Raw genomic sequence first — 11906 nt, forward strand, 5'->3', positions numbered from 1 at the left:
GTTAAATTTTTCTCATGCCTTATGTAACGAAGATTGAGGATATTCAAGCATATATCACTAAGTTTTCTTTGGCGAAGACCTTGTGGTTAGATACAGAAGTTGCGGATTGGAGTACTTCAAAACCTCGCCTTTCTTTAATTCAGGTTTTGGTTGAGCCAAATAATGCAACTCATGAATCAACTTGCATTCTTGACGTACTAGATAGACCTGATTTAGCGGCAGATTTTATTGCCAAAATTATGGTTCATTCTCATATCGAAAAAGTTTTTCATAATGCTTGCTATGACTTGAAGTATTTGGGAGGCCAACAAGCTCAGAACGTCACCTGCACTTTGAAGTTAGCCAAAAAGATTGGCAAACAAGTACTAGGCACTACTAACTTAAAGCTAAAAACCCTTGCTACTGAACTCTGCCAGTTTTCTGATGTAGATGCGGAAGAACAAGGTAGTGATTGGGGCAGGCGATCGCTCACGCCTAAGCAACTACACTATGCTGCGATGGATACCGTTTATCTTGCTGCTGTCCATCGCTGTTTGTTAGAGAAAACTGATCCAGAAGCTGTGACGAGAATTTTCGATATGGCATCTAACGGCACTCAGAAATTCAAACCGAAGGCTGATCCTGCTTCCTTAACTGCTACTAAGGTTCGGGTCGCGTTTGAGTGTCCGCGTCTTTTTTATCTGCATCAGAAGTTTGGTGGCAATACCCTTTTTATTCCCACGGATGGAAACATAAATTTTGGGGTAGGTAATGCTTTTCATAGTTTGGCTGATGCGTTTGTTCAGCTAGCGCTACGAGAGCCTCAATTTCAAGCGCTCATGCAATCTAATGCAGATCAGCTTCAAGTTGAAGAAGTAGCCGCCCAAATGCAATCGTTGTTTTATCAGCTGAAGTTTTTTCCCTATTTGCAAGAAGTGTCTCAAAAAGACCCGCGCCAATCTCCTGGGTTACTAAAGGTATGGACGGGTTTACAAGGACTAATCAAAAAATTTGCTGAGCTATTAATCAAGAATCGACTGTTCTGTGATGCAAAAACTGTTATTCAGAAAACTTTCGTTACTGGCGATCGCAAACTTGAGTACGTTTTTACATTGCCGGATGGTACACAACAACGAGTTGCTGGTGAATTTGACTGCTTAGTTTACAACTTTGAACTTCAGCAACAGTGTGTTATTGAATTCAAAACTTATCGGCCTATTGACCCTTCAGCTCAGTTAGCGCAAGTAGCACTATATAGCTATATGCTCTGGGCCAAGAATAAAATTGCTGTAGACTCTGCTGTTTACTGCGTTCTACCAGAGTTTCAAGAATATTCTTATTCTTGGAAGCAGCTAGAGAGCACTGTACACCAGCTCATTCCGCATAAGTTACAACAGATGCAGCAATGGCTGATGTGGGAGCAAAATCGGCTTGAACCCCCGCCATCCACTCTTGAGGCTCAACGTTGCAACATCTGCCCCCAATACGAAAAATGCCAAACTTACTTTGCAGTTGGCGATCGCTCCACTACTTCGGATGGGGGAGCTAAAGCGATCAAGCCACCTATTGTCAAAAAAATTAAGCTGCCAGAACCGAATGCCGATGAAGTGGGAGCAGCATTAGTAGATACTTTGCATTCTTTCAAGCTAGGAGTTGATTATCAAGGGGCAGTGACAGCTCCTACGTTTATTCGAGTCAAGCTAAAGCCACATCCTGGTGTTAAAGTTGCTTCACTTCTAAACCGCTCAGCAGACCTTCAAGTGCAGCTTGGCTTGGCGAATCCTCCCTTGATTACACCGCAAGCAGGTTATGTCAGCGTTGATCTACCGCGCTTAAATCGCCAAGTAGCTCACTTCGATCACTATATTCAGCCCGTTTATTCTTCCCCAACTGAACCTATCAAGATTGCGGTCGGTGTTGATCTCAACGGTCAGTTAATCGAAGCTGATTTGTCAGAGCCAAATACCTGCCACTTTTTAGTGGGTGGAACAACAGGTAGCGGTAAGAGCGAATTTTTGCGATCGCTGCTGTTAAGCTTGATTTTTCGGCACTCGCCCCAAAACCTCAAGGTTGCTCTAGTGGATCCCAAACGGGTAACGTTTCCTGAGTTTGAGTCCATGCCTTGGCTACACTCACCCATTGTCAAAGACACGGAGCCAGCTATTGACCTGATGACTGAACTGGTCGATGAAATGGAAGCTCGTTACAGGCGTTTAGAGAAAGCTAGATGTGGAGATATTAAAGCTTACAATCAGCAGGCAACTCAGCCTTTGCCACGCATTGTCTGCATTTTTGATGAGTATGCTGACTTCATGGCTGAAAAAGAAGCTAGCAAAGAACTAGAGCAAAGTATTAAGCGATTAGGAGCCAAGGCACGAGCAGCTGGAATTCATTTAATCATTGCCACACAGCGTCCAGAAGCCAAAGTCGTAACGCCTCTGATTCGATCCAACTTGCCAGGACGAGTTGCACTTCGCACAGCTAGCGAAGCGGATTCTACCATTATTTTGGGTGGCAAGCAGTCAGAAGCAGCCTACCTTTTAGGTAAAGGTGACTTGCTCTATCATTCGGGTGCTGGTTTGTGGCGGCTTCAAAGCCTATTTGCAGAAAAGGTGACTTTACCAGGAAATGCTTAACTGCGCTTGAAGAGAGAGGTGAAGCGGTCTTTGACGTTGGCGATCGCCGATTGGAACGCATTGGCAACTGCTTGCTCAGGTTTTACGGCAACTTGGATCGGTTCGTCGCTAAATTCCTTCAAGCGATAGCCGTATTCCAGATTGGCTTGATTTTTGCGGAGGATGGGGAATAGGCGGAATGCACCTTCGCGCAAATCCTTCTCGCTGTCGTAGATTGCCATGTTGATTTGGCTGCTACGCTTCACCGCGATCGAGCCGACCGGATACCACTGCTTCTTACCCTGAATTCGCATATAGATATTGAACTCAGGCACCCCATCAGTCTTCATTTTGTCGTACTGCTTCGAAGCTTCAGTCCGCTTGACAGCTTTCTTAGAAACAGACTTTTTTGGGGTTTCTGCCTTACCAAATCCACCACTCGTCACAGCGATCGCTCCTTGCTCTCTTAAGGAAAGTTTACAGTATTTTCAGAAATGAGAGAACTACCGAGAGTGCGGATATCTACCCGATCCCCATTACGCTAAGATGCTGTTTCTAGGGACTTCATAATCAGGTGAAAATTGGCAGCGATCGAGTATTCTTAAGGGTCAGAGTAGCGATCGCAACCAGCAAAGATTCCCCTGAGTAAAGTTTAAAGTTTGGTACCACTGCGCTTATGATCTGGACTGCATGTTATGTCGTAGGTGCCTAACCCCCTAACCCACCCTGGCTCGGCCATGCATGACCCTTGAGAGGACGCAACGAATGGGATTTATCATCGCAACTGCAAACATGAAAGGTGGCGTTGGCAAAACGACCCTCACCATCAACTTAGCCACTGCCCTGGCCAAAAATCATGGCAAGCGAGTTTTAATTGTCGATCTCGACACCCAAATCAGCGCCACCCTCAGCCTCATGGCTCCCGGCGATTTTGCCAAGCTCCGCAACAATAAGCGCACCCTGCGACACCTAGTACATCGGGCCATTTATAGCGACAAACAACTGCCTAATCTTGTCCCTGAAGCAGTCCAAGCCTACATGTGTAATGTCAAAGGATTGGATTTGTTACCTGGAGATATTGATTTATACGATGAATTCTTAGTTTCTGAAATGCTGTTTGAAAAAGCCACAAAAGACAGCACCAAAAACTTTGAACAAGTTTGGAATAACTTTGAAAAAGGGCTTATTTCAAGTATTCTGCAACCTGTTCTGAAAGACTACGATTTCATCATTCTCGACTGCGCCCCTGGCTACAACCTTTTGACTCGCAGCGCTCTCTTAGCCAGTGATTTCTACGTTCTGCCTGCTAAACCCGAACCCCTCTCTCTAATCGGAATTCAACTTCTGGAACGACGCCTTGCCAAACTGCGAGAAACTCACAAGGAAGGTACACCAGTCAAGATTCAACTGCTGGGCATTACTTTTATGCTCTCTGGCAATATACTCACGAGTCGCTATTACAGCCAAGTCATGAAGCGGGTGAACGAAGACTACAGCGAAGCCAAAATCTTTAAGACTCGGATTCCTGTAGATGTGAATGTCTCTAAGGCTGTCGATTCATTTACCCCTGTGGTGCTCAGCAATCCGAGTTCATCAGGTGCTAAAGCCTTTGCGGGACTGGCCCAAGAATTTCTACAAAAACTCACGGTTGCGGCCCGCCTGGACCAAAAGCCTAGCAAGTTTGCCCTCGCTGACATGGAGTAAATCTTGAAGAAATCGTAGGGGCTTAGCTTCTACTCCAAATGCTAAGCCCTGAAATACCAAGCGCAGCAATCAGCTACACCGAACTCTCGGCGGGTTGCTTTTCTTTGGCGGTTTCTTGCACGCGCAGGGCGACTTCTTGCCCATAGGTGAGTTCTAGAATATGGCCATCTGGATCGGTGACAAAGGCCCAGTAGCCAATTGGGGGGCCTGCATCAGCGGGGCCGTTGTTAAGACAACCTTCTTCTCTGGCTTGGTCACAGAGGCGATCGACGACTTCGCGGCTTTCGCAGGCGACTCCTAGATGAGCAGGGGGTAAAAGTTTGTGCTCGACGTTGGGTTCTTGTAGCAACACAATCACAAAGGGCCGCGTGTGGTCGGTGAGCCAAGCTACGTTCTCCCCGGTTTTGGGGTCAGTGCGCCGATGCACCGCTTCCATGTTGGCGTATTTGCCATAAAAGGCAATGCTGGCGTCCAAGTTGGTAACGGGCAAGGCCACATGGGTGAATCCAATATCAGTCATTTTTAGTTCAAATCTTGAGGCTTTACTTCACCACTATGGCGTGCAAGCCTGCCAGACGTTATCTTCTGGGAGATAGAACTATGGGCGATCGCGAACAAAGAACCTCTCCCCCAGCCCCTCTCCTACAAGGCGAGGGGAGCAAAAAGTCTCTCAAAGCCTTATCTATAATCCGATTCCCCATTCCCTAGTAGGGAAGGGGGCTAGGGGGTTAGGTCAATCTAAAATTGACCTTCTAGGGCGGGTTCGCAGCGTTCGCAGAGTAGGGAATGGGCTGCTGATTCGCCAACGTGGGTGGAGTAGTTCCAGCAGCGATCGCATTTTTCGCCATCGGCTTTCACTACACCCACACCGAGCGCATCAGATTGGGAGCTGTATTGCAAGCCTTCTAGAGCAGCGGGGGAGTCGAGCAGTTCTACCTGGGAGACAATGAACAGGTAGCGCAGTTCGTCTACGCCGTTGCCGTTGAGGCTGGTGGCAGGGTTCATGGTTTGTAGCTGCTGGCGTAGCTCTAGGTCAGGTACATAAAGTAGGAGCTTAGCTTCCAGCGAGGAGCCGACCATTTTCTCAGCGCGGGCTTTCTCCAACACTCGGTTAACTTCGGCGCGAATTTGCCGCAAGGCAGGCCAGGATTTTGCCAGAGATTCCACTTGCCAGCGACCTTCGAGATGCACCCAACCCGCTTCAAACACTGATTTGTAGGGGGTGGAGTAGGGCAGGAATTGCCAGATGTCTTCGGCCATGTGGGAGAGCACGGGCGCGATCGCTCTCGCCAAGTTCTCAAGGATGATCCGTAACACGGTTTGGCAACTGCGACGACGGAGAGCATCCGAGGCGCTGATATACAGCCGATCCTTGGCGATGTCTAGGTAGAAGTTAGACAAGTCTACGACGCAGAAGTTTTGCACCGTCTGGAAGAAGCGGAAGAACTGGAAGCTCTTGAAGGCTTCGGTGATTTCGTTGAAGACTTCGCAGGAGCGATGCAGCATGTAGCGATCGAGTTCTGGCAAGTCTTCGTAGGCGATGGAATCTTTGGTGGGATCGAAGTCGTGCAAGTTGCCGATCAAGAAGCGGGCGGTGTTGCGGATCTTGCGATACACGTCCGACATTTGCTTCAGGATGTTTTTGCCAATCAGCACGTCGGAGGAGTAATCCACGGACGACACCCAGAGGCGCAGGACATCGGAGCCATAGGGAGGTTCGTCTTTTTGGTTCTTGCCGCCGTTGATCACGATCATCGGGTCTACGACGTTGCCCATTGACTTACTCATCTTGCGGCCTTGCTCATCCAAGACAAAGCCGTGGGTCAAGACGGTGTTGTAGGGCGCAACGCCATTGGCGGCGACGCTGGTGAGCAAGCTGGATTGGAACCAACCCCGGTGCTGGTCGGAGCCTTCCAGATACATGTTGGCGGGGTAGCACAGTTCCTCGCGCTGCTTCGCGACTGCGGCCCAGGAGGAGCCAGAGTCGAACCACACGTCCATTGTGTCGGTGCCTTTGCGGTAGCTGCGACCGTTGTTGCGGTAGGTTTCTGGCAGCAGCTCTTCCACCGGGAGCTCCCACCAAGCATCAGAGCCTTTCTCAGCAAAGATGGCTTGGACATGGGCGATCGTTTCTTCGGTAAGCAAAGGTTCTCGGGTGGCTTCGTCGTAGAACACGGGGATCGGCACGCCCCAATTCCGTTGACGAGAGATGCACCAATCGGATCGCTCAGCCACCATTGAGGTGATGCGGTTTTCGCCTTGGGCGGGAATCCATTGGACAGAGGCGATCGCTTCTAGAGCGGCTTCCCGGAACCCAGATACCGAAGCAAACCACTGTTCAGTCGCTCGGAAGATAGTTGGCTTTTTGGTGCGCCAGTCGTAGGGATACTTATGGACGTAGGGTTCTTCTTTGAGGAGCGAACCCGCAGTTTGCAAGGCATCGATCACGGCTTGGTTGCCAGGGCCGAGGACGTTTAAGCCTGCAAATGGGCCTGCCTCTTCGGTGAAGTCGCCGTTGTCGTCTACTGGCGCGAAGACAGGTAAGCCGTAGCGCAAACCCACTTGATAGTCATCTTGACCATGACCGGGGGCAGTGTGAACCAAGCCTGTACCGGATTCGGTTGTGACGTAATCGCCACCCACGACAATCGGGCTTTCGCGATCGAACAAGGGATGGCGATAGGTGGAATGCTCTAGGGCTTGGCCTTTGAGCGTGGCTTTAACGGTGAGAGTCGTCCCCAACACTTCTGAGAGGCGCTCCACGAGTTCGGCGGCGACGATCAGGTATTTGGTGTCGGGGAGGCGATCGCTAGGTCCGACTTCTACCACCGCGTAGTTTAGCTTTGGGTTGACGCTGACGGCCATGTTGGCGGGAATCGTCCAAGGAGTTGTAGTCCAGATTGCCACTTTCAAATCTGGCAAATAGGGGCCAAAAGCCTCCTGAGCGGTGTCAGACAACCCAGTCATGGGGAAGGCGGCGTATAAGCTGCGAGAGGTGTGGCCTTCGGGATACTCCAGTTCTGCTTCTGCTAACGCTGTTTTGGAACTAGGACTCCAGTAGACAGGCTTGCGACCGCGATAAATATGACCTTTCAACACCATTTGCCCAAATACCCCAATCTGAGCCGCTTCATAAGCAGGTGTGAGAGTCAAATACGGATGCTCCCAATCGCCCCAGATGCCATAGCGCTTGAAGGATTGGCGCTGGTCGTCCACAGTGGCGATCGCAAAATCTCTGGCTTTGTGGCGCAGATCCAAGGGCGTTAGCTTTTGCCGCTCGTCTGGTTTCATGTTTTGCAGAACTTTCAGTTCAATCGGCAAACCATGACAATCCCAACCGGGAACGTAGCGAACTTTGCGCCCCTGAAGCAGGTGAAACTTATTAATAATATCCTTCAGAATCTTGTTGAGGGCGTGGCCAATGTGCAGCGAACCATTGGCGTAGGGAGGCCCATCATGCAGAATAAACAGCTCACCTGGATTGTTCTGCGACAGGTGCTCATAAATCTGGTGCTCTGCCCAAAACTGTTGCAGCTCTGGTTCGCGTTTGACAGCATTGGCGCGCATGTCAAAGTTGGTTTTGGGCAGATTGACGGTGTTTTTATAAGTTCCTGATTCTGTCACAGTCGGAAGCCAACGAAGGATAAAGGTCAAGTCTTGCTTTGACCATTATCCTTGACAAGCTCCCTATGCTTCAAGTTTAGTTTTCAGGATTTTCAGATGACTCTGAATTTTCAGGGTCCTGAGGCTGGGCCTGTTCTACCAAAAATGGGTTGGGTGGGTTGGGCCGCTTTAGCTCTGGGGTGTCCTCCGATGTCGCTTCGGACGCCGCGATCGCTTCCTCTACCGCTTCCGGCTCAACCAGCGTAAATGTTGCAGGTTCAATCGGCGGAGCATTGAGATCGATGTCTTCTTGCTGACGCTCAATTGGATCGCCGGGGCCAATCGGTTCAGCAGGTGGAGCTAGGTCAATTTCGGCTGCATCTACTGGGATGGCTTCGGCAGGCACGAAGGGATCACCAAGCGGGTTCTCTACCACTTCAAGGCCTGTAGCTGCCTGCTCCACTGCTTCTGGAGTGGCTTCATCTTCTGGGATCGATGCGGATACATCACCAGAAGGGGTAAAGCCAGTGGGTACCACTACGTCATCTAGCGCTTCTGGAGCTACTTCGGCGGCGTTGTTGAGCAGGGTCTCTTCTTCGTCAACGCTTAGCAGTTCGGCGTTGGTCGTCGCAGTTGGTGTTTCGGCAACGGCTTGGTTGGGTGACTCTAGCAGTAAAGTCGGCTCGTCGTCACTCAATGAGGTCGGTGAGCTAACTGGCGTTGGCGTTGCAGCTGCGGCAGTGGGGTCAGCCATGTCGTCCTCAAGCTCATCGCTCACCTCGGTGTCTGCTCCAGGACCCGACTTAGGCGGATGATTGAGCTCGATCATGGGGCGGCTGGGTTTCTTCTGGCCAATCTTGGCGATCGCACCCTTCACCGTGTCAACCAGTCCTGACACAGAAGCTAAAGGGTTAGAGGTTGCTTTGGCGCTGGAAGTTGATTGACTGCCACTGGTGCCAGAACCTACTACTTCAGTGGGTACCGTAGCCCCCGAACTAGCAGATGCACTGGTTGAACTGGGTGACTGGCCCGTACCTCCCTGCGATCGCTCTTTCACGCTATTGAAGAGACGGCTGGCTTGGTCCTTGAGTTGGGTCACGTTTTCGGAGGAAGAGAAGCCAATCAGCTTGTCTCGAACTTGCTGAGTGGTGCCTCGCAGGGCGGCTGGTGTTGCCTGGACAGGCAGTTGAGTTTTTTGTTCAGCTGGGGTGAGATCCCAGCGCATTTTTAGGGTTTGCCAGCCAAACCAACCGAGGAGGGCGACGCTTGCCGTCTGACCCAGTAGGACACCCCCGGTGATCCGTCCCGCACAGACCCATAGCACTAGGGCATAAAACAGAGCAATACCGCTCCAAATAAAATCGCTTTTGCGATGAACTTCTGGAAAGAAGAAAGCGGCCATATATAGAGCAAAGCTGCCAAGCGCGACAGCCAATGCCAGGATGTATGCAAGCATCGTGCACTCCCTACTGCATCTGACGACTACTCATTCAATCTACTGCCTTAATGTCTATTGTCTCTGACATATTGAATCCTAAAGCAGGCTGAATTGTCCTGAGGCTCTGGTTGTAAAGGTGGCGAGGCGATCGCGTTGGCGTAACAATTTGTAGCGATCGCCTCAGCTTAATTCATGCTTTCTAGGGATAATCTTTCTGAATTTCTTTCCCTAGACAGACTCAAATCCTCATTTTTCCAGCCTTTTGCGGAGGCTCTTAATTTCTTCTTCCAGTACAACCTAAGGGGATCGGGCTACCCTGAAGGGGAATCACAGGCCCTGATACATGCAGAGTTGGTAAAAAGTGTTATGACCCAGCAGAGCTTTGGTCTCATTGGTTTAGCGGTTATGGGTGAGAACCTAGCCCTGAACGTTGAACGTAATGGTTTTCCGATTGCCGTTTATAACCGAACCCCAGACAAAACCGATGTCTTCATGGCACAGCGGGCGCAAGGTAAGCAAGTCAAAGCCGCCTACTCCATTGAAGACTTTGTAGCTTCCCTAGAACGGCCCCGAAAAATTTTAATTATGGTGAAAGCGGGGGCTCCAGTCGATGCTGTGATTAATCAGCTGAGACCCCTGTTAGAGCCTGGTGACATCATTATTGATGGTGGCAACTCTCTCTATGAAGATACGGAGCGGCGCACTAAGGAGTTAGAACCTTCCGGACTCCATTTTGTCGGCATGGGAGTCAGTGGCGGCGAAGAAGGAGCCCTGAATGGCCCCAGCTTGATGCCAGGTAGCTCTAAAGCTGCCTATGATGAACTCGCTCCCATTTGGACCAAGATTGCGGCCCAAGTGGATGATGGCCCTTGCGTGACCTACATTGGTCCGGGTGGGGCAGGGCACTACGTCAAAATGGTGCACAACGGCATTGAGTACGGCGATATGCAGTTGATTGCAGAAGCCTACGACTTGCTGAAGAATACCCTAGGCTTAAATCACAACCAGCTACATGAAGTTTTTGCTGAGTGGAATACCACCGAAGAACTCGACTCTTACCTAATTGAAATTACAGCCGACATCTTCAAGAAAATTGATCCCGATACAGGCAATGCCCTAGTCGATGTGGTTCTAGATGCTGCTGCCCAGAAAGGGACGGGGCGTTGGACGGTTGCCAGTGCGTTAGAGCTAGGTGTTTCCATCCCCACCATGATTGCTGCCGTGAATGCCCGGATTACCTCTTCTCAAAAAGAAGAACGGGTCGCTGCTTCTAAGGTACTGACAGGGCCAACGGGTAAGTATGAAGGTGATACCAAAGCCTTCATCGGCAAAATCCGGGATGCTTTGTACTGCTCCAAAATCTGCTCCTACGCTCAGGGCATGGAGTTGTTGAGCGTTGCCTCTAGAGATTTCAACTACGGCCTGAATTTAGGTGAAATTGCTCGGATTTGGAAAGGCGGTTGTATCATTCGGGCTCGCTTCTTGAATAAAATCAAGCAAGCTTTCGATGAGAACCCTAGCTTACCCAATTTGCTGCTAGCTCCGGAGTTTAAGCAAACGATTCTGGATCGGCAAGACGCTTGGCGTGAAGTGGTGATTCAAGCCGCCAAATTGGGCATTCCTGTGCCTGCTTTTAGTGCTTCACTTGACTACTTTGACAGCTACCGTCGCGATCGCTTGCCTCAGAACCTAACTCAGGCCCAGCGCGATTACTTCGGTGCCCATACCTACCTGCGAGTAGACAAGCCAGGAGTCTTCCACACGGATTGGACCCCAGCGGCTCAGGAATCTACCCAGACTTCCACGCCTGAAGTTCCTCTAGATGGTAAAGAGCCAGGAACTGTGGCACCGGAAGAGGTGAAAACTCAGGAAGCTCAAACGCAGCGTTAACCAGCTTCAAAGTTTGGCTCCTCCTCTCAATCCTATGCCTCCCTCAGGGGGCATTTTTTGTGCTCTTGATACCTTGTACTACTGGAAGCTAATGATCTTTGCCATTTTGAAACGCTCCAGCTCTACACCTTTACGAGTCACGACTTCGGTTTCTGTGATGTGATATCCCATTTTTGAGAAGAAAAACTTAGAGATGCGGCTAGCTTCAGTGTGCAGATGCTCTACTCCTCGTTGGATTGCATAGGTTTCTAGTTTTAGGTAAATCTTGGTGGCATATCCTTGCCGCGCCGCTTGGCTGGCTGTGTAGAGAAAAGCAATATGATTGAGCGGATTTAATTGCCCAAAAGCGAGTAATTGCCCCTCTGATACAGCAACCAATGTCAGGCCCTGCTGGAGCGATCGCCGAAATTCTTCAATGTCGTCAGGATAAGCAGACCAGACGGCTATTTGCTCAGCGTTATAGGCCGTAGCCCCAATGCCAAGGACAGAGTCTTGGTAAATCGCCGCGATCGCTTCAGCATCGGTCGTTTGATAAGGACGAATCAACATGATTTTTAGATCCGGATTAAGCTCTGCCCAGAGAGAGATTTACTTGTCAGTTTTAACGAACTACAAGGGAAAGGCCACTAATTCGGCACAAGTAACTCGGCACAGCTAATTCAGTACAAGTATCCAGC

General features: G+C 50.0%; 8 protein-coding genes. 3 read left to right on the forward strand and 5 right to left on the reverse strand.

The window, feature by feature from the left end; genetic code table 11:
• Positions 1-14: 14 nt before the first annotated feature.
• On the forward strand, positions 15-2615 hold the full coding sequence (locus H6F72_RS06540) for a DNA translocase FtsK (protein ID WP_190432958.1): 2601 nt from the start codon (positions 15-17) through the stop codon (positions 2613-2615).
• Here the strand turns inward: H6F72_RS06540 and H6F72_RS06545 are convergent.
• Positions 2612-3040 carry an HHL1-like protein gene (locus H6F72_RS06545; RefSeq protein ID WP_190432960.1) on the reverse strand — a complete coding sequence of 143 codons (429 nt, stop codon included), beginning with the start codon at positions 3038-3040 and terminating at the stop codon, positions 2612-2614. The two genes, H6F72_RS06540 and H6F72_RS06545, sit on opposite strands and share 4 nt — an antisense overlap.
• Positions 3041-3359: 319 nt before the next feature.
• Here H6F72_RS06545 and H6F72_RS06550 point away from each other — a divergent pair, with 319 nt between their 5' ends.
• A complete protein-coding gene (locus H6F72_RS06550) occupies positions 3360-4298 on the forward strand; it encodes a ParA family protein (RefSeq protein ID WP_190432963.1) in 939 nt (312 codons plus the stop codon).
• 73 nt (positions 4299-4371) lie between these two features.
• Here the strand turns inward: H6F72_RS06550 and H6F72_RS06555 are convergent, their stop codons facing one another.
• The 3 genes from H6F72_RS06555 to H6F72_RS30110 all read right to left on the reverse strand — a co-directional run bounded on the left by H6F72_RS06555 (position 4372) and on the right by H6F72_RS30110 (position 9357).
• Positions 4372-4818: a VOC family protein gene (locus H6F72_RS06555; protein WP_190432965.1), complete on the reverse strand. Its 447-nt coding sequence runs from the start codon at positions 4816-4818 to the stop codon at positions 4372-4374.
• A gap of 218 nt (positions 4819-5036) precedes the next feature.
• Entirely contained in the window at positions 5037-7922 is a 2886-nt protein-coding gene (gene ileS / locus H6F72_RS06560; protein ID WP_190432967.1) for an isoleucine--tRNA ligase, read from the reverse strand.
• Between the two features lie 76 nt (positions 7923-7998).
• The gene (locus tag H6F72_RS30110) at positions 7999-9357 is read right to left on the reverse strand and encodes a Ycf66 family protein (RefSeq protein ID WP_190432969.1); all 1359 of its coding nucleotides are present in this window, start codon (positions 9355-9357) and stop codon (positions 7999-8001) included.
• Between the two features lie 348 nt (positions 9358-9705).
• On the opposite strand from H6F72_RS30110, the gene gndA reads away from it, so the two are divergent.
• On the forward strand, positions 9706-11229 hold the full coding sequence (gene gndA, locus H6F72_RS06570) for an NADP-dependent phosphogluconate dehydrogenase (protein WP_190432971.1): 1524 nt from the start codon (positions 9706-9708) through the stop codon (positions 11227-11229).
• Positions 11230-11307: 78 nt separating this feature from the next.
• Here the strand turns inward: gndA and H6F72_RS06575 are convergent, their stop codons facing one another.
• Complete coding sequence (locus H6F72_RS06575; RefSeq protein WP_190432974.1) at positions 11308-11778, reverse strand: GNAT family N-acetyltransferase; 471 nt, start codon at positions 11776-11778, stop codon at positions 11308-11310.
• Between the last annotated feature and the right edge of the window lie 128 nt (positions 11779-11906).

This window comes from Trichocoleus sp. FACHB-46 (assembly GCF_014695385.1).
Taxonomy (GTDB): Bacteria; Cyanobacteriota; Cyanobacteriia; order FACHB-46; family FACHB-46; genus Trichocoleus.